Raw genomic sequence first — 26,365 nt, 5'->3', positions numbered from 1 at the left:
GCCGTATGTGACCGACGCCGAAAATCCCCTCGTCGCCATCCCACCTTCGGGGAAAATCCTTGGGCTCGATCTGGGCACCAAAACGATCGGCGTCGCCATTTCCGATGCCATGCGTTATTCGGCGACGCCGCTGGAAACCATCAAACGCACCAAATTCACCCAGGATGCCGAGCGCCTGATCCAGTTGATCGCCGAAAACCAGGTGGTGGCGATCATTCTCGGCCTGCCTCTCAACATGGACGGAACCGAGGGCCCCCGCGTGCAATCCACCCGCGCCTTTGCCCGCAATCTCGCCAACAAGATCGAGCTGCCCATCGCATTCTGGGACGAGCGCCTGTCCACCTCCGCCGTCACCCGCATGATGATCGAAGCCGATCTCCGGCGCGATCGCCGTGCCGAAATCGTCGACAAGCTCGCCGCCAGCTACATCCTCCAGGGCGCACTAGACCGGTTGCGCCGGGGATAGAAGCAGTTTTGGGCAGGGGGCCCTCTTGCCCCATCCGGCCCCCTCCGCTAGACCGCAGCAAATCGCAAGGGATGCGACATGCCGCAGCACAGCTCAAGCGCCGGGTCCGCCGGCGACTTCCCCCCGTTCCGACAGCGCCATCTCATTTCCATCGCCGACCTCAAGCAGCACGAAATCGTCGATCTGCTCGATCGCGCCGAACGGATGATCGAAATATCCCGGCAGGAGCGGAAATCCCTGCCCACGCTTTCGGGCAAGACCCAGATCAATCTCTTCTTCGAGCCCTCCACCCGCACCCAGTCGTCCTTCGAGATCGCCGGCAAGCGGCTCGGGGCGCTGGTGGTCAACATGTCGGTAAAGACCTCTTCGGTCTCCAAGGGCGAGACCCTGATCGACACCGCCGCCACACTCAACGCCATGCGGCCCGATGTTCTGGTGGTGCGCCATTCGGCGGCCGGAGCGGTGGAACTGCTGAGCCAGAAGGTCGGCTGCTCGGTCGTCAACGCAGGCGACGGCGCCCATGAGCATCCCACGCAGGCCCTGCTGGACGCGCTCACCATTCGTAACCACAAGGGCACGCTTGGCGGCCTCACCGTCGCCATTTGCGGCGATATCGCCAATTCGCGTGTCGCCCGGTCCAATCTGTTGCTGCTCGGCGCGCTCAACGTCCGCACACGCGTCATCGCCCCCCGTACGTTACTGCCGGCCGGCATCGAGAACCTCGCCACCGAGGTTTTCACCGATATGGAAACGGGCCTCAAGGACGCCGACGTGGTGATGATGCTGCGGCTCCAACACGAGCGCGCCAATGGCCGCATGATCCCTTCGGTGCGCGAATATTATCGCTTCTACGGTCTCGACGAGCAGAAGCTTTCCCATGCCAGGCCCGACGCTATCGTCATGCATCCCGGTCCGATGAACCGCGGCGTCGAGATCGATCCCGCCATTGCCGATGGCGAGCGTTCCGTGATCACCGACCAGGTGGAAATGGGGGTTGCCGTACGCATGGCGGTACTCGATGCCCTGCTGCCGCCGAGGGACGAAAAATGACCCGACCTCTCATCATCGAAAATGCCCGCATCATCGATCCCGCTTCCGGCACGGACCATATGGGCGCCGTGCTTGTCGAAGACGGCCGGGTCAGCGATCTGGCCATAGCGGGACCGGCCGGCGTTCCGGACGGAGCGGAGGTGATCGATGCCGGCGGTCACATATTGGCACCGGGCCTAGTCGACATGCGCGTTTCGGTCGGCGAACCCGGCAAGGAATATCGCGAAACCCTTGCTTCGGCCGGACTGGCTGCCATTGCCGGCGGCGTCACCAGTTTCGTCATGATGCCCGATACCAGCCCGGTGGTGGACGACGGGGCGCTGGTCGACTTCCTCATCCGCCGTGCCGAAGCGCAATCGCCAGCACATATCCTGCCGGCCGCCGCCATCACCAAGGGCCTCGAGGGCAAGGAAATCACCGAGTTCGGCCTGCTCAAGGAGGCCGGCGCGGTCTGCCTGACCGATGGCGCCCAATCGATCCAGTCGAACGCGCTGATGCGCAGCGCCATGGCCTATGCCGCCAATTTCGACATGCCTTTCGTGCATCATCTCGCCGATCTCGGCCTTGCCGGCGACGGCGTGATGAACGAGGGACTGTTCGCCACCATTCTGGGCCTCAAGGGCATTCCCCGCGAAGCCGAGACCGTGCCGCTGGCCCGGGACCTGCAACTGGCCGCGCTGACCGGCGTTCGTTATCACGCCGCGCAGATTTCCACCGAAGCTTCGGTGGCCATGGTCCGCGCCGCCAAATCCCGCAACAAGCGGGTTACCGCAGGCCTTTCGATCAATAATCTCTGTCTCAACGAGAACGATATCGGCCGCTATCGCACCTTCTTCAAGCTTTCGCCTCCCCTGCGCAGCGAGGATGACCGCCAGGCGGTCATCGAGGGCCTGCGTACGGGCGTCATCGATGTCATTCACTCGGACCATGACCCGCAGGATACCGAGGTCAAACGCCGCCCCTTCGCCGAAGCGTCGGACGGCGCTATCGGGCTTGAGACTCTCCTCAGCGCTGCCCTGCGCCTCGTCCATTCCGGCGATATCGACCTGCCGACCATCCTGCGGGCCATGACCAGCCGCCCCGCCGAAATCCTCGGCATCGAGGCCGGGCGCATCGCCAGAGGAGTTCCAGCCGATCTGATCCTGGTCGATCCCGACTATCCCTGGCAGGTCACCGAGAACAGCTTCCGTTCCAAATCGCGCAATACCAGCTTCGAGGGGGCCCGCATGCAGGGCAAGGTCATGCGCACTATCGTGGACGGCAAGACGGTGTTCGTGCATGAGGAGACGGCGTGACCATTCCCTTTTTCGACGGCCACAACGACACTTTGCTGCGCCTGCTCGAAAGCCCGCGCGCCGATAAGCTGTCCATGTTCATCGACGGCACGGCGGATGGCCATCTCGACCTGCCGCGCGCAAAAACCGCCGGCATGGCGGGCGGATTTTTCGCCATGTTCCCGCCGCCGGTGAAAATCAGCCTCGACAAGGTTGCCGGCAATCCCGGCGGCGGCACCGGGGAATTACCGCCGCAACTCGATACCGCCGAGGCGCAGCGATCGACCAACGGCATGGCGGCGCTGTTGCTGCGCCTCGAGGCGGCTGGCGCGCTCTCCATTTGTCGCTCCGTCGCCGAGATCCGCGCCGCCATGGCTGCCGACCGACTGGCGGCGATCTTCCACGTCGAGGGGGCCGAGGCCATCGACCAGGATTTCAACGCCTTCGAAGTGCTTTATGCCGCGGGCCTGCGTTCCATCGGCATTACCTGGAGCCGGGCCAATGCCTTCGGCACGGGTGTCCCCTTTCGTCACAATGCCGATCCCGATATCGGCCCGGGCCTCACCGACGCGGGCAAGGAACTGGTTCGCCTGTGCGATGCGCGCGGCGTTCTGATCGACCTTTCCCATCTCAACGCCGCCGGCTTCCGCGATGTCGCCGCTATTTCCACGAAGCCGCTGGTGGCGACCCATTCCAATGTCCATGCCATCAGCCCCGGCACCCGCAATCTGCTGGATTGGCAACTCGCCGCGATCCGCGACAGCGGTGGCGTGGTCGGCCTCAACTACGCCACCGGTTTCCTGCGACCGGACGGCCAGTTCAATGCCGATACGCCCATCGAACTGATGGTCCGCCATGTCGATGCATTGCTCGATGCGGTTGGCGAAGGCGGCGTTGCCCTGGGGTCCGACTTCGATGGCGCGAATATTCCTGCGGGGATCGGCGACGTCACCCGCGTCCCGAGATTGCTGCAAGCGCTGCTCGACAAGGGCTATGGCGAAACGCTGGTCCGCAAGATCGCCCTCGACAACTGGCTGAATCTGCTGGAACGGGTGATCGGGTAACCCTCACTTACCCCGCTTGCGGTCGGCCCGACCTCTCTTAAAGAGAGAAAGCGGTGCCCGCCGGCTATTCCGCCTTGGCTTTCTTCGCGGGCACCTTCTTTGCCGCCGGTTTTTTCGCAGCCGTTTTTCTGGTCGGAGCTTTTTTCCGGCTGCCGCCGGCCTCCGCCTTGGCCGCAATCAGCGCTATCGCCTGCTCGAGAGTGACATCCTCGGGCTTCAGGTCCTTGGGCAGGGTAGCGTTGATCTTGCCCTGGTTGACGTAAGGACCATAGCGCCCGGCGCGCACCGTGATGGGGCCACCATCGTGCTCGAAGGTCTGGATGGCGGCCTGCGCCGCTCCGCGACCGCCGCGTCCGCCACCGGCCGCCTTCTGGGCGATCAGGTCGACGGCGCGGTTGAGCCCGACGGTGAACACCTCTTCGACATCCGGCAGGTTGGCATATTTTCCGTCATGCAGCACGAACGGCCCATAGCGCCCGATCCCGGCGGCAATCGGCAGGCCGGTTTCCGGATGCAGGCCCACTTCACGGGGCAGCGACAGCAATTGCAGCGCCTTGTCCAGCGTCAGCGCGCCGGGCTCCCAACCCTTGGGCAAGGATGCGCGCTTGGGTTCCTTGCCCTCGCCGAGTTGCACATAGGGACCGAAGCGTCCGGATTTGAGGAAAATCTCCTCCCCGCTTTCCGGATCGGTGCCCAGAACGCCATCGCCTACAGCCGCTTCCGGGGACTGACCTGAGGCCGCGTCGGAGAGCTGCATGGTGTGGCGGCACTCGGGATAGTTCGAACAGCCGATGAAGGCGCCGAACTTGCCCAGTTTCAGCGACAACGTACCCGTACCGCAGGTGGGGCAGCGACGCGGATCGGAGCCGTCTTCCCGCGGCGGGAAAATGTGGTCGGCCAACAGGTCGTTGAGCGCATCGAGCACTTCCGATACGCGCAAATCCTTGATCTCCTCCACCGCCGCGGTGAAATCGCGCCAGAAATCGCGCAGGACCTGCTTGTAGTCGAGATTACCGGCGGAAATCTCATCGAGTTGCTCTTCCAGATGCGCGGTGAAGCCATATTCGACATAGCGCGAAAAGAAGCTCTCGAGGAAGGAAGTGACGATGCGGCCGCGATCCTCGGGGTGCAGCGCCCTGCCCTCGAGCCGCACATAGTCGCGGTCCTTGAGCGTCGCCAGCGTGGCGGCATAGGTGGAAGGCCGGCCGATACCCAGCTCCTCCATCTTCTTGATCAGGCTCGCTTCGGTATAGCGCGGCGGCGGCTGGGTAAAATGCTGCTCGATCTCGACTTTTTCGAGATCGGGCTTGTCGCCCACCTGCAGCGGTGGCAGTTCGCGCCCATCCTCGTCGTCTTCGTCGCGATCGGCATTGGCCTCGACGCCATAGAGCGTGAGGAAACCGGGGAAGGTCACGACCGACCCGGTGGCGCGCAGCGTCACTGCCCGGCCCGGCACGTTGACGGCAATGTCGACGCTGGTGCGGTCGATTTCTGCCGACGCCATCTGGCTCGCCAGCGTCCGCTTCCAGATCAACCCGTAGAGCTTGGCCTGATCGGCATCCAGATTGAGGCTTTCGGGCCGCTTGAACATGTCGGTGGGACGGATGGCCTCGTGCGCTTCCTGGGCGTTCTTGGCCTTGGTCTGATATATGCGCGCCTTTTCCGGCAGGTATTTCTCGCCGAAATATTTACCGATCACCGAGCGCGCCATGGCGATGCCTTCGGGCGCCATCTGCACCGCGTCGGTTCGCATATAGGTGATCAACCCATCCTCATAGAGCCGCTGGGCGATCTGCATGGTGCGACTGGGTGACAGCCCCAGCCGCGAGGACGCGTCCTGCTGCAGGCTCGAGGTGGTGAAGGGCGCATAGGGATTGCGCTTGGTGGGCTTCTTTTCGACGCTGGCCACATTGAACTGGCCGGCCTCGATCAGCACTTTCAACGCGGTAGCATCCTCACCCTTGTTGATGGCGAGCTTGTCGGTCTTCTTGCCGTCCACGGCAAAGAGCCGCGCGAGGAAGCTCTTTCCGGCCTGATTGAGCTGCGCCTCGACCGACCAATATTCCTCGGGCTTGAATTTCTCGATTTCCGCTTCGCGGTCCGACACCAGCCGCAGCGCCACCGACTGCACCCGGCCGGCCGAACGCGAGCCCGGCAGCTTGCGCCAGAGAATGGGCGAGAGGGTGAAGCCTACCAGGTAATCGAGCGCCCGGCGCGCCAGGTAGGCGTCCACCAGCGGCATGTCGATATCGCGCGGCCTGGCCATGGCCGCGGTCACCGCGTCCTTGGTAATGGCATTGAACACGACGCGCTGCACCGGCACGTCCTTCTTCAATGCCTTCCTGGCGCGCAGCACGTCCAATATATGCCAGGAAATGGCCTCGCCCTCGCGGTCGGGGTCGGTCGCCAGGATCAGGCCATCGGCCCCCTTCAGCGCCGAGGCGATGTCGGAGATGCGTTTTTTTGCCGCGTTATCCACTTCCCAGGACATGGCGAAATCTTCGTCGGGCCGCACCGAGCCGTCCTTGGCCGGCAGGTCACGCACATGGCCGAAGCTGGCCAGGACCTCGTAGTCCTTGCCCAGATATTTGTTGATCGTCTTGGCTTTGGCCGGACTTTCAACGACAACGACCTTCATGCCCGTATCCGTTCCGCAACTGCTTGTCGAAAGAGCGCGCAACATGGTGAAGCCGATAGCCGGTGTCAACGGGCCTGCCATCGTCGGGCTTGCCCAACCCTGCAGAACAATGGTGTTTAAGCCCGTCATGACCGACCTCAGCACCAAACTGATTCCCGATTTCGACCTTTCCGCCCGCAACACTCTGGCGCTGCGGGCCCGCTCGCGCTTTGGCCTCGTCCTCAACGAAATCGCCATGGTGCCGGCATTGTTCGAGCTGGCCGGTAAAGAAGGCCTAGCGGTAAGGCTTCTGGGTGGCGGCAGCAATGTGGTGCTGGCCCCCGATTTCGATGGCATCACCGCCATCATGGCGATCAACGACCATAGGGTGCTGGAAGATCTTGCCGACACGGTCATCGTGGAGGCGGCGGCCGGCAGGAGCTGGCACGACTTCGTCGTCTGGACCGTGGAGCAGGGCTTTGGGGGACTTGAAAACCTCGCGGGCATCCCGGGAACGATGGGCGCGGCGCCCGTGCAGAATATCGGCGCTTATGGAGTGGAACTGGCCGATGTCTTCCATTCCCTCACCGCCTATGATCGTCAAAGCGGCGAACAGCGCATCTTCGATGGCCCTGCTTGCGTTTTCTCCTATCGCCACAGCGCCTTCAAGCAGGAGCCGAACCGCTTCACGATCCTCTCCGTCCGTCTGCGACTACCTAAGGTCTGGGTGCCGAATCTGGGTTTTGCCGGCCTGTCCGAACTGGCCGGCAAGGCCGGACTGACACCGAAAAACGTCATGGAAAGGGTGCTCGCCCTGCGCGGCAGCAAGCTGCCCGACTGGCGGATCGAGCCCAATGCCGGGTCTTTCTTTCAAAACCCCATCCTGCCGGCTGGCGACGCCACACCGGTATTGGCGGAGTTCCCAAATGCGCCGAATTTCTCCCTCCCTGATGGGAAGACAAAGCTGTCGGCCGGCTGGCTGATCGAAAAAAGCGGCCTAAAAGGCTTTCGTCTTGGCCCGGCCGGCATATCGGAACGCCATGCGCTGGTGGTGGTCAATCATGGCGGCGCCGAGCAAGCCGATATCGCGGCCCTTTCCGCTCATGTGAAGAAAACGGTCAAAACCCGTTTTGGCGTGCAATTGCACGAGGAACCGATCTTCTTGTAAGGCTCAACCCTGCCGCAGGCCCACTAGCTGCCCGCTCGCCCATTCCACCTGCCCAGCCAGATCCAGTTCCAGCAGGAGAATCTGCATGGTGTGCGGCGCGATGCCGGTCTGGGCGATCAATTCGTCCACCTCGACCGGCGTGGGCGACAAGGCTTCCAGCAGCCGGGCACGATCGTCTTCCGCCGGCGGAAGGTAATTTACCTCGACACTCTCATCCGGCCGCCATTCGGGCTCAAACAATTTCTCGCGCGCCGGATCGGCGCTGCCCAATATGTCGATGACATCCTGTGCGTCGGTCACCAGATGCGCCCCTTGCCGGATCAGCGCGTTGCCGCCTTCGGCGCGCGGATCGAGCGGCGAACCGGGTACGGCGAAGACGTCGCGATTCTGCTCCAGCGCCAGCCGCGCCGTGATCAGCGAGCCGGAGCGTTTTGCCGCCTCCACCACGACTATGCCGAGCGAGAGACCCGAAACCAACCGGTTACGCCTCGGAAAATCCCGGGCCCTCGGTTCCCAGCCCAGCGGCATCTCGGTCAGCAAAGCCCCGCCATTATCGAGAATGTCATGTGCGAGCGGAATGTTTTCCCGCGGGTACATATGATCGAATCCACCGGCCAGCACGGCGATCGTTCCCGTCGAAAGACTTGCCCGGTGCGCTGCCGTATCGATCCCGCGCGCCAGCCCCGAAACTACGCTATAGCCGCGCGCGCCCAGATCGCCGGCCAGTATCCTTGTCATCTTCACCCCGGCCGACGACGCATTGCGAGCGCCCACTATGCCCACGGTGCGGTGCCAGTCGAGCCGCTCGCCACCGGCCATGGTGACGAGCGGGGGCGCCCCGGCGATATGCAGGAGATGGCCTGGATAGTCGGCCTCGCCCTGGGCCACCAATCGGGCGCCATAGCGGGCAATCCCGGCAATCTCATCTTCCGCCTGCGCCTGGCTGATCACCCGGAGGGGGCGGCCCGCCTTGCGGCTCAATTCCGGCAGCGAGGCAATGGCCGCTTCGGCCGAGCCGAACCGGTTGAGCAATTGGCGAAATGTGACGGGACCGACATTTTCGGTGCGGACCAGGCGCAACCAGGCGATGCGTTGGGCGGATGTGAGCGTGGTGGTCGCCCGGCCCATACGCTCAACCCGCCTTTCCGCCGTCGCCGATCCGGGGCTCGGCGCCTTTCAGCAGCCGCCCGATATTTTCGCGGTGCTGATAGAACAGCAGCAGCGCCAGCCCCGCGACCACCAGCGCCAGACGCTCGCCGCTGATCACATAAGCGAAGATCGGCGCCGTCGCCGCCGCAGTCAGCGCCGCCAGCGAAGAAATCTTGCGCGTGAGGGCAATCAGCAGCCAGACCGCGCAGAAAATGACCCCCACGGGCCAACTCAGCGCCAGGAGAGAACCGATCATCACCGCCACGCCCTTGCCACCCTTGAAGCCCAGCCAGACCGGGAAGCAATGGCCCAGAAACACCCCGAAAGCCGCAATCCGCGCCGCATCCTCGCCCCAGAAATACCGCGCCAGCAGCACCGGCACCACGGCCTTGAGCGCATCGAGCACCAGCGTCGCAGCCGCCACCGTCCGGTTGCCGGTGCGCAACACATTGGTTGCCCCGATATTGCCCGAGCCGATCATACGGATATCGCCCAGCCCGGCCGCCCTGGTGAGGATGAGCCCGAAGGGCACGGAGCCGCACAAATAGCCGAGCACCGCCGCGAAAAGCAGCGGCAGACTGTCGATAGGCATGAACGCGATCCCTCCTCTGCCCGTTATTGAAAACTAGCCGTATGCCGACCCTGCTCACAAGAGGGAAGGCCGGTTTGCCCACTATTGCCGTCCTCCTCGAAAAATCCGGGGTTTGGCAAAGCCGCTTCGATCCACTACATATCGCTCAACTCCCCGAACCCGATCTTATGGCCAAACCACCGAAAACCAAGAATACGTCCGGCCCCAGGCGCCCGGTCCTGCCCGCAGCCGAGCGCCTGCCCACGCGTGAGCAACTGCTCGAGGCGCTGGCCAGCGAGGAAAATGTCAAGGGCAAGCGCGATCTCGCCAAGCTGTTCGGCATTCGCGGCGACCTGCGCCGGCCCTTCAAGGCAATGCTTGCCGAACTGGAGGGCGAAGGGGTCATCACCCGCACCCGCAAGACCCTGCGCCGCACCGCCGCCCTGCCCCATGTGACCGTGCTCGACATTCCCTCCAACGCCGATCCCGACGATCTGCATGCCTTCCCCGCCCAGTGGAACCCCGAGGAAGGGGAGATGCCGCGCGTTCGCGTCCTCGTGGGCCCCAGGGCCCGCGTCGCCCCCGCCCCGGGCGACCGCATACTGGCCCGCATCGATGCGGGTGAGGACACGGTGCCCGACTATACCGCCAAGCCCATGAAGGTGCTCGACAAGCCGCGCCGCGCCCATATCGGCATCGTGCGCCGCGACGAGGATGGCGCACGCCTGGTACCCGTCGATCGCAAGCAGAAGGAGATGCGTATTCCCCTGGGCGATCTGGGCGAAGCGCGTGATGGCGATCTCGTCGAGGTCGAGGTGAAGTTATCCGGCCGGCTGATGATCCCCCGTGCCCGCGTCACCAATGTCATCGGCAATCCCAGGTCCGAAGGCGCCATCTCGCTCATCGCGATCCACAATCTCGAAATCCCGCATGTCTTCCCCGCCACCGTCATCCGCGAGGCCAAGGAGGCAAGGGAAGCCGGCCTCAAGGGCCGGGAGGACTGGCGCGACCTGCCGCTGGTCACCATCGACCCGCCCGACGCCAAGGATTATGACGACGCCGTCCATGCCGCCGCCGACGACGATCCGGCAAATGCAGGAGGCTTCATCGTCACCGTCGCCATCGCCGATGTCGCCGCCTATGTGCGGCCGGGCTCCGTGCTGGACCGCGAGGCCTATCTGCGGGGCAATTCGGTCTATTTCCCCGATCGTGTCGTGCCCATGCTACCCGAGCGCATCTCCAACGATTTGTGCTCGCTGAAGGAAGGCGAGGCGCGCGCCGCCCTCGCCGTGCGCATGGTGATGGGCGCCGATGGCCGCAAGAAGAGCCATTCCTTCCACCGCATCCTGATGCGGTCGGCGGCACGGCTCCGCTACAGCCAGGTCCAGTCCGCCATCGATGGCGATCCGGACGATCAGGCCGGCCCTCTGCTCGAGCCGATCCTCAAGCCGCTGTGGAGCGCCTATACGGCCATGGCCACGGCGCGCGACCGGCGCGGGCCGCTCGACCTCGACCTGCCCGAGCGCAAGATCGTGCTCGACGACAAGGGCATGGTGCGCGATATCTTCGTGCCCGAACGGCTCGAGGCCCATCGCCTCATCGAGGAGATGATGATCGCCGCCAACGTAGCGGCGGCCGAGACGCTGGAACAGAAGCGCAGCGAGGTTCTTTATCGCGTCCATGACGAGCCGTCCTCGGAAAAGCTGCAGGCGCTGCGCGACTTCCTCGGCAGCCTCGACATCGCCGTCAAGAAGTCTGACGCCGTGCGCGCCGAGGATTTCAACCGCATTCTGGACCAGGCCCGCCGCGCCGGGAATATCGGGCAGGTCAGCGAAATGGTGCTGCGCTCGCAGGCGCAGGCGGAATATGCCGCCGAGAACTACGGCCATTTCGGCCTCAATCTCGACCGCTACGCCCATTTCACTTCGCCCATACGCCGCTATGCCGACCTTATCGTGCATCGCGCCATCATCCGCGCGCTGGGCCTGGGCGATGATGGCCTGACCGATCAGGAGGCGGCCCGGCTTCCCGGAATCGCCCAGCATATCTCGGCCACGGAGCGACGCGCCATGCTGGCTGAGCGCGAGACCTCGGATCGCCTGCTAGCGCAATTCCTGGCCGAGCGCATCGGCGCGCGCTTCATGGGCCATATCTCCGGCGTCACCCGTTCGGGGCTTTTCGTGCGCCTCTCGGAGACCGGCGCCGACGGTTTCATCCCCGCTTCCAGCCTCGGGCAGGATTACTATCGTTTCGTCGAAGAACGGCAGGCCATGATCGGCGAGCGTGGCGGAGAAACCTTTACCCTGGGCGATGTCGTGGAAGTGCGCCTGCTCGAGGCCACTCCCGTCGCCGGCGGCCTCCTGTTCGAGTTGCTTTCCGAGGGCAGGCGCGGCAATCCGCCATCTGGCAGGCGATCATCGAAAAAATCATCAAGGAACTTTGGGCCCAGGGGCCGGCGAAAGAGATAATAGATGAACGATCAGACCAAAGCCCTCGATGACCGCAGCGTCGGCCTCGCCATGTGGCGCGGCACGCTCTGCCGCTGCCCGCATTGCGGCGAGGGGCGCATGTTCCGTTCCTATCTGAAGGTCGCCGATCAGTGTGACGCCTGCGGGGAGGAACTGAAACACCACCGCGCCGACGATTTCCCGCCCTATATCGCCATCACCATCGTCGGGCACATCATCGTTTTTCTGATGCTGCACATGGACATGACCTATGAGGTCTCTCCCCTGACCTATATGGTCTCCATGATCCCGCTCGCAATCGTGCTGCCCCTGCTCATCCTGCCTTCGGTCAAGGGGGCGATCGTTGGCCTGCAATGGGCCAACCGGATGTACGAATTCGGCCCGGGCGCCGAAAACCGATAGTCCCATTCAGGCGAAGCGGCTTCCCGCCTTGGCCTTGACCAAGGCTTGCGGCCGGAATCGCAGAGCCGACCATTGGGGGTCGATGGCAATCTGGCGAACCGGTCGCCAGCCCGCCACATCGAAGGGAGCCCAGCCCACGTCCCGGGTCAGGCCCGCCCCTCTCCCTGCCGGGCCCTTGCGATAGGCTGCCCAGAGCAGGCCGTCCTCCGGCATCTCCGCCAATATGCGCCCGGCCAGCGCTTCCACTTCGGCAGCAGAATCGAAAAAGGCCAGCACCCCGTCATAGGGGTCTTTCTCATGCACGATTTCCACCTCGGCACCGGCTGAAAGCTCTTCTGCCAGCCTTTGCGGCACGTTGATCAGCCAGAGCCGGCTGCCTGAGCGGACCTGGAGCTTGCGCAGCAATTCTGTCGGCGATGTCATTGACGTCTCCTGCACGGCGCCATGCTTTCTCTTGACAACGGGCCGCAAATCCGTAGGTTGCGCCCAAATTCCGGCGCTGCCCGCTCGCGGCGCCTTTCGCTTTGTGAAGGACCACGAAATGGCCAAGGCCGCCACCATCAAGATCAAGCTCGTCTCGACGGCCGACACCGGCTTTTACTACGTGACCAAGAAGAACGCGCGCACCCAGACCGAAAAGCTCGCTTTCCGGAAGTACGATCCGGTGGTGCGCAAGCACGTGGAATTCAAGGAAGCCAAGATCAAGTAGTCGATCTCTTCCGGTATAAAATCAACAAAACCCCGCAAGCCTATTGCGGGGTTTTGTTTTTCGATTCCGTCAAACCGGGTTGTTTATCGCTCTCACCGCCGCATTCAGGCCGGACGACGATACTGATAGATGCCGACATCGATGGAGCCTTCGGTAAATCCGGCCTCGCAATAGGAGAGGTAATAGACCCATTTGCGGCGGAAGTGCTCGTCATAGCCGAGCGGAGCGATCATGGCCCAGCGCTCGAGGAAGCGCTCGCGCCAGAGGCGAAGTGTGCGGGCGTAGGAAAGGCCGAAATTCTCGACATTTTCGAGCACGAGGCCATAGCGCTCGCCAAATTGCTTCATCACCGTCTTGGTCAGCAACATGCCGCCGGGAAAGATATAGCGCTGGATGAAATCGGGGCCGGACCGATACCCATCGAAATCTTCCTCGGCGATGGTGATGGCCTGTATGGCGGCGGTACCGCCGGGCTTCAGCCTGTCGTGAAGAGTTTGGAAATAGCTGGGCCAGTTATCCTCGCCCACCGCCTCGATCATCTCGATGGAGCCGATATGGTCGAACTGGCCCTCGGTGTGGCGATAATCCTCGAAAACGAGGGTGGCGTATTGGTCGAGTCCCTGGCGGGCAAGACGCTCCTGGCCATATTTCAGCTGTTCGGCGGACAGGGTGATGCCCCGCAGCAGGGCCTTGTAATCGCGGGCCACGGTTTCGGCAAAACCGCCCCAGCCGCAGCCGATCTCCAGCACCGAGGCGCCCTCGGTGATGCCCGCCATGTCGGCTACGCGGTGATATTTTGTGCGCTGGGCTTCTTCGAGGGTCTGATCGCCTGAGGTAAACAGGGCCGACGAATAGGTCATGGAAGGGTCGAGCCATTGGCCATAGAAATCGTTGCCGAGATCGTAGTGCTCGGCAATGTTCTTCTTCGACCCCTCCAGCGTGTTGCGACGCGAGAGATGATAGTGCAGGTCGCCGGCTGCCTTTCGGAAAAACCCCTTGTTGGCGGCGTCGAACATGTCTCGGTTCTGCAGGAAGAAACGGAACAGGACGGTGAGGTCGTCGACATCGATGTCGCCATTCATATAGGCAGCGGCAAAGCCGACCGTGCCGCGCCGCATGGCCTCGGTGATGACCTTGAAATTGTTCAGTCGCAATGTGGCGTGCAGGCCGCTATTTCCCTGCCCCACCGTGCGGGTGCGGCCATTTGGAAAAATGACGGTAAGCGAGCCATGGCGTGGGCGGCCGATGAGCGAAACGCCAATGCGCTCGACAAGCCAAGAGGTGAAATGGGTCCACGGCGAAGCGCCGGTCCGGGTTTGATCGACGGCTGATTTCGTCATTACCGCTTGGTCCGATTATCACGATAAACGGCGACGGCCATATGGCCGAGGCCAAAATTATTAGTGTCAATGGCAAACCAGCGGGCGGCCGAACCGGCCTCCAAATGGATGCCCGGCCAATAGTTTATCCGTCAAAAATGGATATGCAAGCGGACTATGGAACCCTTTTCGCTCGGCTCAGCGCGGCGGACGGGCAATGTCGATGAGCCGGAACTGGACCTGTTCGCGCCCCTGATAGTGGTCGAGTGCCAGGCCCCCCGCGAAATGCAGAGACTGATCTCCGTCGCGCATCAGCACATCGCCGAGCGAGGTTCCGGCAGCGCGGAAGGCGATGGCCTTGAGGCGGGCGCCATCGTCCGAGGCCAGGGTGAAGCTGACATGCCCGCCCTTCCCCACGATTTGCGGGAAACGGGCGCGATGGGCGGGAAAGACGAAGACCGGAGAGGGATTGCCGGCGCCGAAGGGACCGGCCTTTTCGAGGCTGTGCAGCAGGTCGACGGTAGCGCCGCGAGCGGTGAGCGCGGCATCGATCCGCAGAGCCGAGGCAGCGCGGGCGGCAGTAACGCTATCCCCGAGCCTGTCGGCCAGAAAGGCGCGCAAGGGGCCGAGATCGCCGGGCCGAAGGCTGATGCCGGCCGCCATGGCATGGCCGCCGCCCCGGGGGATCAATCCCGCCTCGACCGCCGCGATGACGGCGCCGCCCAGATCGACACCCGGCATGGAGCGCCCCGAGCCGGTGCCGGTGCCATCGGGATGGAGGGCGATGGCGAAGCTGGGACGGCCGAAGCGTTCGCGCAGGCGCGCCGCGACGAGCCCCACTACTCCGGGATGCCAATTGGCCGAGGCCAATACCAATATCGGCGGCCCCTCGCCGGCCCCGATCTCCGCGGCAGCAGCGGCCGACGCTTCCTCGACGGCCTCCACCTCGATGCGCTGGCGCTCGCCATTGAGCTCGTCGAGCCGGGAAGCGAGAACCATGGCCTCATGCTCATCATCCAGGGCGAGAAGACGCATGCCCAGCGCCGCATCGCCGATGCGACCGCCGGCATTGATGCGCGGCCCGATGAGAAAACCCAGATGATAGGGATTGAGAGGGCCGTTGACCCGCGCCGCCAGCGCCAGCGCCGCAAGGCCGGGCCGATCGCCGCGCCTGGCGATTTCGAGGCCCCGCACGACAAAGGCACGATTGAGGCCGACCAGGGGCACCACGTCGCAAATGGTGGCCAACGCCACCAGATCGAGCAGTTTCAGCAGATCCGGTAGGTTCGTGTCGCCACGCAGGCGCAGCGTCCTGTTGACCGCCACCAGCACCATGAAGGTCACGCCGGCGGCACACAGATAAGAAAGGCCGGAAATGTCGTCGGGCCGATTGGGATTGACCAGCGCCGTGGCGGGGGGCAGGTCGCGGTCGGACAAATGGTGATCGATGACCAGCACGTCGGCGCCCCGCGCACGCGCATGGGCGATGGGCCCGTCGCTGGTGGTACCGCAATCGAGAGTGACGATGAGACTTGCGCCCTCCTCGATCAACCTGTCTATGGCGGCAATATTGGGACCATAGCCTTCAAAGACGCGATCGGGGATATGCACCTCGGGCTCGAGGCCGAAATGGCGCAGGAAACGCAGCATCAGCGCGCAGGAGCAGGCGCCGTCCACGTCATAATCGCCGAACAGTGCGACACGTTCATTGCCGGCGATAGCGCGGACGAGACGTTCGGCCAGCGCATCCATATCCGTCAGTGTCGACGGATCGGGCATCAGCGCGCGAATGGTTGGATCCAGATGGGTTTCCACCGCCTCGATACCGATTCCCCGCCCCGCCATGACCCGGGCCAGGATATCCGGCACGGCGAAGCGCTGGCCGATGGCCGTGGCATTGCGGGACGAACCGGCATCGAGCCGGTCCACCCAGGCACGACCGGTGATCGATTGGGCGATGTCGAGAAATGGGCGGGGAGCTCCGGACATGAGGCAGGGTTAGACCATTTCGCCTCCAGGGAGAAATAGCGCATCGCAAACGTCCCCGGGAATTCCACGAGGAAAGGATCGTCCCGCTTCGGGAAAGCGCATCTCTTGCCGATCGCCTCCCTCCCTCCACAGATATTTCCTTTCCACCCCCCTTCAAGCAAAAACCGCTTGCCATCCCCCAATGCTCCCGCTAGACCCGGCCACGCCGGAGAGGTGGCCGAGTGGTCGAAGGCACACCCCTGCTAAGGGTGCAGATGGGCAACTGTCTCGAGGGTTCGAATCCCTTCCTCTCCGCCATCCCGCTCGTTACGCTCGCTTTTCGCAGGTGGCGGCAAATGTGGTATGCAGCGCCCAGCATTCCGGGAGGCTGCAATGACCGCCATCTTCTTTCGCCGTGCCGAACTCGCCGATCTGCCTGAGATCGTGGCTTTGCTGGCGGATGATGAATTGGGAAAAAGCCGGGAGGATGCCGGCATTCCGTTGCATTCGCGCTATGTGGATGCCTTTCGCGCCGTGGCTGACGATCCAAATCAGCTATTGGCGGTGGCCGTTTCGGAAGAAAAGATCGTCGGGACCCTGCAGATTTCCTTCATTCCCGGCATCTCCCGGATGGGCGCATGGCGTGGACAGATCGAGGGCGTCAGAATCGCGGCGGCGCATCGCGGCCTGGGGATCGGGCAGAAAATATTCCAATGGGCAATCGAGGAATGCAGGATGCGGGGCTGCAGCCTCGTGCAACTCACCACCGATAAATTGCGCCCGGACGCCCATAGATTCTATGAGCGCCTCGGCTTCGTTGGCAGCCATTACGGCTACAAGCTCGATCTGGGCGAGGGCTGATCCGTTCCAGCAAAGGATCATGCCCGCACATAGCTCAGCCGGATCACCTCGGCGCCGATGCGCTGGGTCTCCGCGAGGCGCAGCCTGGGGCGCGGGCCGGTGAAGAAGGGGGTGCCGCCCCCGAGCACGACGGGGTGGAGATAGAGGCGATATTCGTCGATAAGGTCCGGATCGGCGAGGCGCCCCACGAGTTCCGGTCCGGCGATCTCGATTACCCCGTCGAGCCGCGCCTTGAGGTCCCGGATCGCCCCCTCGACATCGTCCCCGACCAGCGTGGCGTTGGGCCCCACCGCGGTCAGCGAGCGCGATACCACCCATTTCGGCTGGCGCCGCCACGCCGCGGCATAGTCGCGTTCCGCCTCGTCCCATTCGGCCCGGTCCTCGTCCCAATAGCGCATGATCTCATACATGCGGCGGCCATAAATGCTGCCGGCGAGGCTCCGCGTGTCGTCGATGAAATGGCGGAACAGCACCGCATCGGGCGCGAACCTGGTGTGGTCGACATAGCCGTCCAACGACTGGTTCAGCGCATAAACGAGCCTGGCCATGGGAATTTCTCCTCCGAAGCTCCCTGAGGCGGCGCAGAATACGCCGGAACGGGGCGGCCCACAATTCCTCCCCTCGAAGAGGTGGCACAAGCGCTGTGCTGCCCTCGGCTCGACCCGAGGGCCGGCTTGGGAGCCCGAAACTGGGGGTTCTTGCACGTGGACAGTGGCCCTCGGGCCGAGCCCGAGGGCAGCCCGGTGTGGGGGATAAATTGTGCCAGGAGCCCGAAACGAACACTCCCCCTCAAGGGAGAATTGCCTATGAAAAAATCCGTGAGGCTGGCCCCTTCGCCTCCCTCCCCCTTGTGGGGAGGGATTGAGGGTGGGGGTTCGGGATCGTCCGGGAGTCCGATCAATTCATCGAGAACATCGGCGGCGTCTTTACGGCAGCAGCACCACCGAGCCGGTGGTTTCCCGCGCCTCCAGCGCCCGGTGCGCTTCGGCGGCCTGGTCCAGCCTGTAGCTGCGGCTGGCTTCCACCCTGATGGCGCCCGATCGCACCGCCTCGAACAGCGCGGCGGCGCCTTCCAGCAGGTCCTCGCGCCGGGCGAAATAGTGCAGGCCGGTGGGCCGGGTGAGGTAGAGCGAGCCCTTTCGCGACAACACGCCCAGGTCGGGCACGCTGACCACGCCCGAGGCGTTGCCGAAGCTGACCATCAGCCCGCGCGGCCGCAGGCAGTCCAGCGACCCCTCGAAAGTGGCCTTGCCCACCCCGTCATAGACCACGTCGACCCCCCTGCCCCCGGTGATCTCGCGCACCCGCGCGGCGAAATCCTCCGCCCGGTAGTCGATGGCGTGGTCGCAGCCATGCGCCTTGGCCAAGGCGGTCTTTTCCGGCCCGCCGGCGGTGCCGATCACCGTCGCGCCCAGCGCCTTCGCCCATTGCGTGGCGATCAGCCCGGTGCCGCCGGCCGCCGCCTGCCAGAGAATGGTTTCGCCCTGCTTCACCGGCCAGGTCTTGAACAGCAGGTAATAGGCGGTCAGCCCCTTGAGCAGGATGGCGGCGGCGGTGCGCTCGTCCACGCCTTCGGGAATGGGCAGCAGCCTTGCCGCCGGCACCAGTCGTTCCTCGGCATAGGCGCCCAGCAGGCCCTGGTAGCAGACCCGGTCGCCCGGCTTGAACTCGCTCACCCCCTCGCCCACGGCGGTCACCACGCCCGCCGCCTCGTTCCCCGCCACGAAGGGCAGTTTCTGCGGATAGAGGCCGGAGCGCTGATAGGTGTCGATGAAATTGAGCCCGATGGCGGTCTGGCGGATGCGGACCTCGCCCGGGCCGGGATCGGCCACCGGCCAGTCTTCGAGGCTGAGCACCTCCGGTCCGCCATTGCTGTTGACTGCGACTACCCGGGTCATTTCGTTTCCTTCTTCTTGCGTGGCGCGGATTTGGGCCGCGACTGGGCCCGTTTCACCGAGCCCGATTTGGGACGGGGTTTTGCCGGAGCGGCCGGCGCCGCATCCCCCCGCCGCGTTACCGCCGCCAGCCCGGCTTCCGTCTCGACCGAGCCGGTATCGCCGGTAAAGGGCGTCAGCCGCGCACCGGCCCTGGCGCCGTTCCGCCGGCGCCGGGCGAAGATGTTGATGCCTTCCACCAGCACCGAAAAGGCCATGGCCGAATAGATATAGCCCTTGGGGATGTGGAAGCCGAGCCCGTCCGCCACCAGCGTCACCCCGATCAGCAGCAGGAAGGCCAGCGCCAGCATCTTGGTGGTGGGGTGATCGGCGACGAATTTGGCGATCGGCCCGGAGGCGACGAACATCACCCCCACCGCCACCATCACCGCCGCGATCATCACCGCCACCTGATCGGCCGGCACCATGCCCACGGCGGTGATGATCGAATCGATGGAAAACACCATGTCGATCAGCACGATCTGCACGAGGATGGCCTGGAGCGAGGTTTTCGCCGCCTCCATCATGCCCATTTCGTGCGGCTCCTCGATGGCCGCGTGCATTTCGTGCGTGGCCTTGTAGACGAGGAAGGCGCCGCCGGCGACGAGGATGATGTCCTTCCAGGAAAAACCGTGCCCGAAGGCTTCGAAGACCGGCTCCTGCAATTGCACGATGACGCTGATCAGCAGCAGCAGCAGGATGCGGAACACCAGCGCCAGGGCGATGCCCAGCTTGCGGGCGAATTCGGCCTGCGCGCGCGGCAGGCGCGACACCAGCACCGAGATGAAGACGATATTGTCGATGCCCAGGACGATTTCCATCACCGTCAGGGCGAGAAAGGCCATCCAGACATTGGGGTCGGCCAGAAGTTCAAGCATGGGAATGGCTCCGTTTCCGAGTCTGGATACGGTCAATCTACGGGGACGCCATCCTCCGGTGAAGGGGCGGCGCGCGGATTTTCCGGCCCTGCGTCACCGGGCCGTGTGGCCCTCGCCGCGCTGCGCTGGTATCGCGGCAATGGCCGATGCTAGGCTCCGGTTCCATTCGCCATGCGGGAAACAGTCATGGAAGCCCTTCCCTCCCTCGCCGCCGTCCCGGCCGGCGCCTGCCCCTCCGCCAGCCGCCCGGGCCGCGCGCCATGAAAGCGGATGCCGATATTGTCGTGGTGGGCGCGGGCCTGGCCGGCCTCGCCGCCGCCGTCAGCCTGGCGCGCGCCGGTCTGTCCGTCGTCCACGTCGCGCCCGCCGCCCCGCCCGACCGGCGCACCTCGGCGCTGATGATGCCCAGCGTCGATTTCCTGCGCCGCAGCGGGCTGGTCGACGATCCCGCCGAGATCGGCCACGCCTTGACCGCCATCCGCATCATCGACGCCACGCCCCGCCTCATCCGCGCCCCCGAAACCCTGTTCGAGGCCGCCGAAGCGGGCCTGCCCGCCTTCGGGTGGAATTTCGGCAATGCCCGGCTGCTGGCCCGCTTCCAGTCCCTCGCCCCGTCCACCAGTCTCCAGACCCGCGACGCGGCGGTCGTCTCCTATGAGCGGCGCGGTCGTCTCGGCGCCGTCACCCTCGCCGATGGCACCAGCGTGCAGGCGCCGCTGGTCGTCGGCGCCGACGGCAAGAAATCCGTCATTCGCACCGCCGCCGGCATTGCCGCCCGCGAGCATCGCTTCGCCGAAGCGGCGCTGGTGTGCGATCTGGAGCTGGCCCGGCCCATCGGCGGCACGTCCATCGAGTTCCATTACCCGCGCGGCCCCTTCACCCTGGTGCCGGCCGGCGGCAACAGGGCCAATCTGGTGTGGATCGACGAGGAGAGCCTGTTGCGCGAGACGCTCGCCGCCGGCCCCGACGCCCTGCTGCGGGCACTGCACGAGCGCTCGCAGCGCCTGTTCGGCGCCATCGCGCTGGCCTCGCCCGGTTTCGTCTTTCCCCTCTCCACGCTGACGGTGGACACGGCCGGCGCCGATGGCGTGGCGCTGGTGGGCGAGGCGGCCCACGCCTTTCCGCCCATCGGCGCCCAGGGGCTCAATCTGGGCCTGCGCGACGTGGCCGATTTGGTGGACGCCGTCGCCGCCGCCGATCGCACCGACCCCGATTGGGGCCGCCTGGCCGCCGCCGACTACGCCGCCCGCCGCGCCGGCGACCTCGCCCGCACCGGCGGCGTGGTCGATGCGCTGTTCCGGTCCCTGCTCGCCGACATGCTCCCCGGCCAGATGCTCCGCGCCGGCGGGCTCTGGGCCCTCAAGCTGCTGCCCCCCCTCCGCCGCCGCGCCTTCGCCCTGGGCATGGGCGAGCGTTAGGGGCTTTCACTGTCAAGCGGATCAGCGCTTTCTTGCTCCCCTCCCCCTTGAGGGGAGGGGTTAGGGGTGGGGGTTCCGCGCCGTCGATGTTCTCGATGGATCAATCGGATTCCCGGACAATCCCAAACCCCCACCCTCATTCCCTCCCCTCAAGGGGGGAGGGAGGCGAAGGGTCCGGCCTCACGGATTTTTCATAGGCAATTCCCCTCCCCCCGAACGCAAAAAGGGCGCGGTCCCCCGCGCCCTTTTTCCAAGTCCCGAAAATTTCCTGCCGCCTTACTGCTCGGCGGGCGCTTCCTCGCCTTCGGCGTTCTCGGCGGGGGCCTCGCCTTCGCCGGCGAGCTGCTGGCGCAACTGCTCGGCGCGGTCCTGCAGCACCTGCTCCAGCGCGTTCTCGCCCGAGCTTTCCTGCTGGAACTGCTCGAAGGTCAGCGCCGAGTCGCCGTCATAGGTGGCGGTGAAGCCGGCCAGGTCGATATCGATGGTCAGGTCCTGGTTCTGCCGGTTCTTGGCGGTGAGCTTGAGCTTGGCGCCGCGCTTGAGCGAGGTGACATATTGCTCGTTGATCACTAGCTGGGTCGAGCAGGACTGCACGTCGCACAGCATATAGGGCACGCGAATCGGCTTGGCATTGTCGATCTGCCAGGTGAGGCCGAAGGGCAGCAGCACCCCCAGCGGCACGGCGGCCACGGCCAGCAGGCGGCTTTCCTGGCCCGGATCGTCGCGCAGCAGGAACGAGCCGAGAAACTGGCCGTTGGCCAGCACCACCTGGCGCATCAGGCAGGCCTTCTGCCCGTCGGGCAGCGGATCGCAGACTTTCAGCCAGTTCTGGGACGCCAGATTGTCGACGGCGGCGGCGACGTCTTCGGTCGGGGCCTCGGCGGCGGGCGCCTCCTCGGTCGTGGCGTCCTGCGCGAAGGCCGGGAGCGGCGACAGCATGAGCGCGGCCGCTGCAATTCCCGCGACGAGAGGTTTGCTGAAATTCATGGAATATCCTTGCCTTCCTTGGCGGTCCCGGCGGCCCGAAGCCACCACAGAAACTGAACTGCCCTTCAAGGGCGCAAATCGGGCAATAACATGACCGAGGGACCTTGCCAAAATATTATGCTTTCCGCTGGCAAAACCGACACAGTCAGGCTTGGTTTTCCGCCAGTTTCGCCAGTTTGGAGAGGATGGCGGCGGCCCCTTTCAGCCGGTGTTCGGCGCTCGGCCAGTTGCGTGCGAACACGAGTTTCTGATCGGGCTTGAGCCGCACCTGGTTGCCCGGGTCGCTCACCAGCCGCACCAGCCCCGCCGGATTGGGGAATTCGTTGTTCCTGAGCGAGATCACCGCGCCCTTGGGCCCGGCATCGACCTTTTCGACATTGGCCTGCCGGCACAGCGACTTGACGAGGATCACCTTGAGCAGCGCCTCCACCTCCTCGGGCAGCGGCCCGAACCGGTCGATCAGCTCGGCCCCGGCCGCGTCGATGTCGCCTATCTCGGTCAGGTCGCCCAGCTTGCGGTAGAGCTGCATGCGCAATTGCAGGTCGGGCACATAGTGTTCCGGGATCATCACCGGCATGCCCAGCGAAATCTGCGGGCTCCACTCGTTGCGGTCCTCGTAGTCCTCCTCGCCGGATTTGAGGCTCGCCACCGCTTCTTCCAGCATCGCCTGGTAAAGCTCGTAGCCCACCTCGCGGATATGGCCCGACTGCTCGTCGCCCAGCAAATTCCCCGCCCCGCGGATATCGAGGTCGTGGCTGGCGAGCTGGAACCCGGCCCCCAGGCTCTCGAGCGATTGCAGCACGCCCAGCCGGCGCTCGGCGGTATCGGTGAGCTTGCGGTCCGGCGGCACGGTGAACAGCGCATAGGCGCGCTGCTTGGACCGCCCGATGCGCCCGCGGATCTGGTAGAGCTGCGCCAGCCCGAAATTGTCGGCCCGATGCACGATCAGCGTATTGGCGTTGGGGATGTCGAGCCCCGATTCCACGATGGTGGTGGCCACCAGCACGTCGAACTTGTTGTCGTAGAAGGCATTCATGATGTCGTCGAGCTCGCCCGGCGCCATCTGCCCATTGGCGACCACGAACGACACTTCCGGCACCTGGCTGCGCAGGAATTCGGCGATATCGGGCTGGTCCTTGATCCGCGGCACCACGTAGAAACTCTGCCCGCCGCGATATTTTTCGCGCAGCAGCGCCTCGCGCACCGAGAGCGGGTCGAAGGGCGAGATGAAGGTGCGGATGGCCAGCCGGTCCACCGGAGGCGTCGCCAGCAGGCTCAGGTCGCGCACCCCGGTCAGCGCCAGTTGCAGCGTCCGCGGGATCGGCGTCGCCGTCAGCGTCAAGACGTGCACATTGGCCTTGAGCTCCTTGAGCCGTTCCTTGTGCGCCACCCCGAAATGCTGCTCCTCGTCGATGACCAGCAGGCCCAGATCCTTGAACTTGATCGATTTCGACAGGAGGGCATGGGTGCCCACCACGATATCCACCTGCCCGTCCGCCAGCCCCGCCTTGGTCGCCTTCATCTCGGCGGCGGGCACCATGCGCGAGGCGTGGCGCACCCGCACCGGCAGGCCCTTGAAGCGCTCCGAGAAGGTCTTGTAGTGCTGCCGCGCCAGCAGCGTCGTGGGCACCACCACCGCCACCTGCTTGCCCGAGAGCGCCACCGCGAAGGCGGCGCGCAGCGCCACTTCGGTCTTGCCGAAGCCGACATCGCCGCACACCAGCCGGTCCATCACCTTGCCCGAGGTCAGGTCGTCGAACACCGCGTCGATGGCGGTGAGCTGGTCTTCGGTTTCCTCATAGGGGAAGCGCGCCGCGAATTCGTCATAGGCGCCGGTATTGACGTCGACCACATCGGCCTTCACCAGCAGCCGCTGCGCCGCGAGCTTGATGAGCTGTTCCGCCATTTCGCGGATGCGCTTTTTGAGCTTGCCCTTCTTGGCCTGCCAGGCGACGCCGCCCAGCTTGTCGAGCGCCACCGAGGCGTCGTCGGAGCCGTAGCGCGTCAGCAGCTCGATATTTTCCACCGGCAGGTAGAGCTTGGTGTCGCCGGCATATTGCAGCTCGACGCATTCATGCGGCGCCCCGCCCGCCTCGATCACCTTGAGCCCGATGAAGCGTCCGATGCCGTGATCGACATGCACCACCAGGTCCCCGGCATTGAGGCTCGCCGCTTCGGTCAGCGCGTCCTGCGCCTTCTTCTTGCGCTGCGGGCGCAATATGCGCTCGCCCAATATATCCTGTTCCGACAGGACCAGCAGGTCCTTGGTCTCGAAGCCGGTTTCCAGCGGCAGCACCACCAGCGAGGTCGTCGCCGCGCTGGTGGTTTCCGCGTCGCGCCAGTTTTCCGCGAGGCGCGGATTGGTCAGCCCATGGTCCTTGAGCACCTGCGCCATGCGGTCGCGCGTGCCGGCGCTCCAGCAGGCGACGATGGCGCGCCGTCCCGCACGCCGTTCCGCCAGCAGCCGGTCCACCACCGCCTCGAACAGATTGACGTCGGAGGCGGCGCGCTCGGCCGCGAAGCTGGGCGCGATATGCCCGCCCGCATCGTCGCCCGCCCGCGTGTGGGGCGAGAGGAAGGGCGAGAGCTGGATCACCGAGGCCCCGGCCAGTTCGGTCGGCGCCGCCGCGATGTCGTAGAGCAGTTCCGGCCGGATCGGCTTATAGGGCGCCCCTGCCCCGGCGACCGGCGGCTCCAGCCGCGCGCTTTCGCGCGCCTCGTAATAGTCACGGATCTGCTCTTCGCGTTCGGCAAAGGCCTCCGTCACCTGGTCGTCGAAGACGAAGGGCGCGTCCCCCACATAGTCCGCCAGCCGGTCCAGATGCTCGTAGAAGAACGGCAGCCAGTGCTCGGTGCCCGAATAGCGGGCGCCCCCGCTCACCGAGGCATAGAGCGTGTCGTCCACCGTATTGCCGCCGAAGGCCGCGGTATAGTTCTGCCGGAAGCGGCGGATGGTGTCCTCGTTCAGCACCACCTCGCTCATCGGGGTGAGGTCGATGCGCTTCAGCGTGCCGGTGGTGCGCTGGCTGTCCGGATCGAAGGTGCGGATCGATTCGAGCTGGCTGCCGAAAAAGTCGAAGCGCAGCGGGGCCTCGGCGCTGGCGGGGTAAAGATCGACCAGCCCGCCGCGCACCGCATATTCGCCGCTTTCGCGCACGGTGGGCACGCGCAGATAGCCATTGTTCGCCGCCCAGGCGACCAGCCGCTCGCTGTCCACCACCCGGCCGATCTCGGCGGAAAAGGACATGGTTTCCACCACGTCGCGCGGCGGCAGCTTCTGGATCAGCGCATTGGTCGCGGTCAGCACCACCGCGCCCCTGCTGCCGCTGGTCAGCGCCGCCAGCGTGTTCATCCGCGCCGCGATGGTCACATTGTTGGGCGAGACCCGGTCATAGGGCAGGCAGTCCCAGGCCGGCAGCGTCAGGATGGTGTGTCCCGGCAGCATGGTGCCGAGCACGTCGGCCATGCGCAGCAGGCGCCGCCCGTCCCGTGCCACGAACACCAGGCTCGCCGCGTCCTCCGGCGCTTCGCGCAGCCGCTTTTCCACCAGCCGCGCCAGCACCGCCGGCTGCATGCCGTCCGGCACGTTGGAGATGGTGCGCATATGCGGCGCGATGCCGGAAACCTCGTTCATTGGCCGGTCCGCTTCTCATGGTCGGCGATCAGCAGCTCGAGAAACGCCCGGTCGACATGCGCCGGCGGTTCCTCCTGCCCCATCACCCATCTGAGCAGCGGCGGGTCTTCCTCGTCCATCAGCTTTTCCAGCCGGTCGAGTTCCGCCGCGCCGTAAGCCTCCACATGGGCATCGGCGAACGGCCCCAGGATCAGGTCCATCTCCCTGGTTCCCCGATGCCAGGCCCGATACCGCAACCGCTTGCGGCGAATGGCGATATCCTCACCGGAAGTCATTCGACACCCATGATCCTGCAATCCGTTCCCGATTTGGCCGGTTCCTTACGCGGCTTGCCCCCTTTTGTCACGGCAAACCCGACACCACCCGCGCCCTCACCTGCATTGTCCGCCGCTCCATCCCCCAATACCCTGCGCCCGAGGAGAATCGCC

22 protein-coding genes and 1 tRNA gene are annotated in these 26,365 nt (G+C 65.0%); 11 read left to right on the top strand and 12 right to left on the bottom strand.

What is annotated here, in order from left to right:
* Window positions 1–7: 7 nt before the first annotated feature.
* The 4 genes from ruvX to ACFOOL_RS13525 all read left to right on the top strand — a co-directional run bounded on the left by ruvX (window position 8) and on the right by ACFOOL_RS13525 (window position 3,854).
* Window positions 8–466 carry a Holliday junction resolvase RuvX gene (ruvX, locus tag ACFOOL_RS13540; RefSeq protein ID WP_380097705.1) on the top strand — a complete coding sequence of 153 codons (459 nt, stop codon included), beginning with the start codon at window positions 8–10 and terminating at the stop codon, window positions 464–466.
* A gap of 78 nt (window positions 467–544) precedes the next feature.
* Window positions 545–1,516 carry an aspartate carbamoyltransferase catalytic subunit gene (locus ACFOOL_RS13535; protein WP_380097703.1) on the top strand — a complete coding sequence of 324 codons (972 nt, stop codon included), beginning with the start codon at window positions 545–547 and terminating at the stop codon, window positions 1,514–1,516.
* The gene (gene pyrC / locus ACFOOL_RS13530; protein WP_380097702.1) at window positions 1,513–2,811 is read left to right on the top strand and encodes a dihydroorotase; all 1,299 of its coding nucleotides are present in this window, start codon (window positions 1,513–1,515) and stop codon (window positions 2,809–2,811) included. Before ACFOOL_RS13535 ends, pyrC begins: the two co-directional genes overlap by 4 nt.
* Window positions 2,808–3,854 carry a dipeptidase gene (locus ACFOOL_RS13525; protein WP_380097701.1) on the top strand — a complete coding sequence of 349 codons (1,047 nt, stop codon included), beginning with the start codon at window positions 2,808–2,810 and terminating at the stop codon, window positions 3,852–3,854. The genes pyrC and ACFOOL_RS13525 overlap by 4 nt, the downstream gene beginning before the upstream one ends.
* 64 nt (window positions 3,855–3,918) lie before the next feature.
* On the opposite strand, the gene topA is transcribed toward ACFOOL_RS13525, so the two are convergent.
* Complete coding sequence (gene topA, locus ACFOOL_RS13520; protein ID WP_380097699.1) at window positions 3,919–6,492, bottom strand: type I DNA topoisomerase; 2,574 nt, start codon at window positions 6,490–6,492, stop codon at window positions 3,919–3,921.
* Between topA and murB the strand changes: the two genes are divergently transcribed.
* Window positions 6,491–7,639 carry a UDP-N-acetylmuramate dehydrogenase gene (gene murB / locus ACFOOL_RS13515; RefSeq protein WP_380097698.1) on the top strand — a complete coding sequence of 383 codons (1,149 nt, stop codon included), beginning with the start codon at window positions 6,491–6,493 and terminating at the stop codon, window positions 7,637–7,639. The genes topA and murB overlap by 2 nt on opposite strands.
* A 3-nt stretch (window positions 7,640–7,642) precedes the next feature.
* Here murB and dprA read toward each other — a convergent pair whose 3' ends face one another.
* Window positions 7,643–8,767: a DNA-processing protein DprA gene (gene dprA, locus ACFOOL_RS13510; RefSeq protein ID WP_380097697.1), complete on the bottom strand. Its 1,125-nt coding sequence runs from the start codon at window positions 8,765–8,767 to the stop codon at window positions 7,643–7,645.
* 4 nt (window positions 8,768–8,771) lie between these two features.
* On the bottom strand, window positions 8,772–9,380 hold the full coding sequence (gene plsY, locus ACFOOL_RS13505) for a glycerol-3-phosphate 1-O-acyltransferase PlsY (RefSeq protein WP_380097696.1): 609 nt from the start codon (window positions 9,378–9,380) through the stop codon (window positions 8,772–8,774).
* Between the two features lie 167 nt (window positions 9,381–9,547).
* Here plsY and rnr point away from each other — a divergent pair, with 167 nt between their 5' ends.
* Both rnr and ACFOOL_RS13495 read left to right on the top strand, forming a co-directional pair.
* Window positions 9,548–11,827, top strand: coding sequence for a ribonuclease R (rnr, locus tag ACFOOL_RS13500; RefSeq protein ID WP_380097695.1), 2,280 nt, complete (start codon window positions 9,548–9,550; stop codon window positions 11,825–11,827).
* Window positions 11,828–11,830: 3 nt separating this feature from the next.
* Complete coding sequence (locus ACFOOL_RS13495; RefSeq protein ID WP_380097693.1) at window positions 11,831–12,229, top strand: DUF983 domain-containing protein; 399 nt, start codon at window positions 11,831–11,833, stop codon at window positions 12,227–12,229.
* A gap of 6 nt (window positions 12,230–12,235) precedes the next feature.
* Here the strand turns inward: ACFOOL_RS13495 and ACFOOL_RS13490 are convergent, their stop codons facing one another.
* Window positions 12,236–12,652, bottom strand: coding sequence for a hypothetical protein (locus ACFOOL_RS13490; RefSeq protein ID WP_380097692.1), 417 nt, complete (start codon window positions 12,650–12,652; stop codon window positions 12,236–12,238).
* Between the two features lie 118 nt (window positions 12,653–12,770).
* Here ACFOOL_RS13490 and rpmG point away from each other — a divergent pair, with 118 nt between their 5' ends.
* Complete coding sequence (gene rpmG, locus ACFOOL_RS13485) at window positions 12,771–12,938, top strand: 50S ribosomal protein L33 (RefSeq protein ID WP_380097691.1); 168 nt, start codon at window positions 12,771–12,773, stop codon at window positions 12,936–12,938.
* A 104-nt stretch (window positions 12,939–13,042) separates the two neighbouring features.
* Here rpmG and ACFOOL_RS13480 read toward each other — a convergent pair whose 3' ends face one another.
* On the bottom strand, window positions 13,043–14,278 hold the full coding sequence (locus tag ACFOOL_RS13480; RefSeq protein ID WP_380097690.1) for a class I SAM-dependent methyltransferase: 1,236 nt from the start codon (window positions 14,276–14,278) through the stop codon (window positions 13,043–13,045).
* Between the two features lie 177 nt (window positions 14,279–14,455).
* Window positions 14,456–16,246 (bottom strand): single-stranded-DNA-specific exonuclease RecJ, encoded by a 1,791-nt coding sequence (recJ, locus tag ACFOOL_RS13475; RefSeq protein ID WP_380097689.1) that lies wholly within the window; start codon window positions 16,244–16,246, stop codon window positions 14,456–14,458.
* 207 nt (window positions 16,247–16,453) lie between these two features.
* On the opposite strand from recJ, the gene ACFOOL_RS13470 reads away from it, so the two are divergent.
* Both ACFOOL_RS13470 and ACFOOL_RS13465 read left to right on the top strand, forming a co-directional pair.
* Window positions 16,454–16,543: transfer RNA gene (locus ACFOOL_RS13470), tRNA-Ser, on the top strand.
* A gap of 75 nt (window positions 16,544–16,618) precedes the next feature.
* Window positions 16,619–17,086, top strand: a complete 468-nt coding sequence (locus ACFOOL_RS13465) for a GNAT family N-acetyltransferase (RefSeq protein ID WP_380097687.1) — start codon at window positions 16,619–16,621, stop codon at window positions 17,084–17,086.
* A 17-nt stretch (window positions 17,087–17,103) separates the two neighbouring features.
* Here the strand turns inward: ACFOOL_RS13465 and ACFOOL_RS13460 are convergent, their stop codons facing one another.
* The 3 genes from ACFOOL_RS13460 to ACFOOL_RS13450 form a co-directional block, all read right to left on the bottom strand.
* Window positions 17,104–17,634 (bottom strand): dihydrofolate reductase family protein, encoded by a 531-nt coding sequence (locus tag ACFOOL_RS13460; RefSeq protein WP_380097686.1) that lies wholly within the window; start codon window positions 17,632–17,634, stop codon window positions 17,104–17,106.
* A 378-nt stretch (window positions 17,635–18,012) separates the two neighbouring features.
* On the bottom strand, window positions 18,013–18,984 hold the full coding sequence (locus tag ACFOOL_RS13455; protein WP_380097684.1) for a quinone oxidoreductase family protein: 972 nt from the start codon (window positions 18,982–18,984) through the stop codon (window positions 18,013–18,015).
* A complete protein-coding gene (locus ACFOOL_RS13450) occupies window positions 18,981–19,898 on the bottom strand; it encodes a TerC family protein (RefSeq protein ID WP_380097683.1) in 918 nt (305 codons plus the stop codon). The genes ACFOOL_RS13455 and ACFOOL_RS13450 overlap by 4 nt, the downstream gene beginning before the upstream one ends.
* Window positions 19,899–20,158: 260 nt before the next feature.
* Here ACFOOL_RS13450 and ACFOOL_RS13445 point away from each other — a divergent pair, with 260 nt between their 5' ends.
* Window positions 20,159–21,316, top strand: a complete 1,158-nt coding sequence (locus ACFOOL_RS13445; RefSeq protein ID WP_380097682.1) for an FAD-dependent monooxygenase — start codon at window positions 20,159–20,161, stop codon at window positions 21,314–21,316.
* A 276-nt stretch (window positions 21,317–21,592) separates the two neighbouring features.
* Here ACFOOL_RS13445 and ACFOOL_RS13440 read toward each other — a convergent pair whose 3' ends face one another.
* The 3 genes from ACFOOL_RS13440 to ACFOOL_RS13430 form a co-directional block, all read right to left on the bottom strand.
* Entirely contained in the window at window positions 21,593–22,303 is a 711-nt protein-coding gene (locus tag ACFOOL_RS13440) for an invasion associated locus B family protein (RefSeq protein ID WP_380097681.1), read from the bottom strand.
* 145 nt (window positions 22,304–22,448) lie between these two features.
* Complete coding sequence (gene mfd / locus ACFOOL_RS13435) at window positions 22,449–25,937, bottom strand: transcription-repair coupling factor (RefSeq protein ID WP_380097679.1); 3,489 nt, start codon at window positions 25,935–25,937, stop codon at window positions 22,449–22,451.
* Entirely contained in the window at window positions 25,934–26,212 is a 279-nt protein-coding gene (locus tag ACFOOL_RS13430) for an FAD assembly factor SdhE (RefSeq protein WP_380097677.1), read from the bottom strand. The genes mfd and ACFOOL_RS13430 overlap by 4 nt, the downstream gene beginning before the upstream one ends.
* Between the last annotated feature and the right edge of the window lie 153 nt (window positions 26,213–26,365).

The organism is Devosia honganensis, assembly GCF_042648785.1.
In the GTDB taxonomy this organism is placed as follows: domain Bacteria; phylum Pseudomonadota; class Alphaproteobacteria; order Rhizobiales; family Devosiaceae; genus Devosia; species Devosia honganensis.
This window is presented reverse-complemented; position numbering and strand designations above follow the sequence as displayed.

What these genes read in the sequence shown, in the direction of transcription:
- rpmG (WP_380097691.1), top strand. Translation starts at nt 12,771, where the DNA reads ATGGCCAAGGCCGCCACCATCAAGATCAAGCTCGTCTCGACGGCCGAC.
- dprA (WP_380097697.1), bottom strand. Translation starts at nt 8,767, where the DNA reads ATGGGCCGGGCGACCACCACGCTCACATCCGCCCAACGCATCGCCTGG.
- ACFOOL_RS13440 (WP_380097681.1), bottom strand. Translation starts at nt 22,303, where the DNA reads ATGAATTTCAGCAAACCTCTCGTCGCGGGAATTGCAGCGGCCGCGCTC.
- plsY (WP_380097696.1), bottom strand. Translation starts at nt 9,380, where the DNA reads ATGCCTATCGACAGTCTGCCGCTGCTTTTCGCGGCGGTGCTCGGCTAT.
- ACFOOL_RS13430 (WP_380097677.1), bottom strand. Translation starts at nt 26,212, where the DNA reads ATGACTTCCGGTGAGGATATCGCCATTCGCCGCAAGCGGTTGCGGTAT.
- ACFOOL_RS13535 (WP_380097703.1), top strand. Translation starts at nt 545, where the DNA reads ATGCCGCAGCACAGCTCAAGCGCCGGGTCCGCCGGCGACTTCCCCCCG.
- ACFOOL_RS13490 (WP_380097692.1), bottom strand. Translation starts at nt 12,652, where the DNA reads ATGACATCGCCGACAGAATTGCTGCGCAAGCTCCAGGTCCGCTCAGGC.
- pyrC (WP_380097702.1), top strand. Translation starts at nt 1,513, where the DNA reads ATGACCCGACCTCTCATCATCGAAAATGCCCGCATCATCGATCCCGCT.
- ACFOOL_RS13495 (WP_380097693.1), top strand. Translation starts at nt 11,831, where the DNA reads ATGAACGATCAGACCAAAGCCCTCGATGACCGCAGCGTCGGCCTCGCC.
- ACFOOL_RS13460 (WP_380097686.1), bottom strand. Translation starts at nt 17,634, where the DNA reads ATGGCCAGGCTCGTTTATGCGCTGAACCAGTCGTTGGACGGCTATGTC.
- ACFOOL_RS13445 (WP_380097682.1), top strand. Translation starts at nt 20,159, where the DNA reads ATGAAAGCGGATGCCGATATTGTCGTGGTGGGCGCGGGCCTGGCCGGC.
- murB (WP_380097698.1), top strand. Translation starts at nt 6,491, where the DNA reads ATGCCCGTATCCGTTCCGCAACTGCTTGTCGAAAGAGCGCGCAACATG.
- ACFOOL_RS13465 (WP_380097687.1), top strand. Translation starts at nt 16,619, where the DNA reads ATGACCGCCATCTTCTTTCGCCGTGCCGAACTCGCCGATCTGCCTGAG.
- mfd (WP_380097679.1), bottom strand. Translation starts at nt 25,937, where the DNA reads ATGAACGAGGTTTCCGGCATCGCGCCGCATATGCGCACCATCTCCAAC.
- ACFOOL_RS13450 (WP_380097683.1), bottom strand. Translation starts at nt 19,898, where the DNA reads ATGCTTGAACTTCTGGCCGACCCCAATGTCTGGATGGCCTTTCTCGCC.
- ACFOOL_RS13480 (WP_380097690.1), bottom strand. Translation starts at nt 14,278, where the DNA reads ATGACGAAATCAGCCGTCGATCAAACCCGGACCGGCGCTTCGCCGTGG.
- ACFOOL_RS13455 (WP_380097684.1), bottom strand. Translation starts at nt 18,984, where the DNA reads ATGACCCGGGTAGTCGCAGTCAACAGCAATGGCGGACCGGAGGTGCTC.
- rnr (WP_380097695.1), top strand. Translation starts at nt 9,548, where the DNA reads ATGGCCAAACCACCGAAAACCAAGAATACGTCCGGCCCCAGGCGCCCG.
- recJ (WP_380097689.1), bottom strand. Translation starts at nt 16,246, where the DNA reads ATGTCCGGAGCTCCCCGCCCATTTCTCGACATCGCCCAATCGATCACC.
- topA (WP_380097699.1), bottom strand. Translation starts at nt 6,492, where the DNA reads ATGAAGGTCGTTGTCGTTGAAAGTCCGGCCAAAGCCAAGACGATCAAC.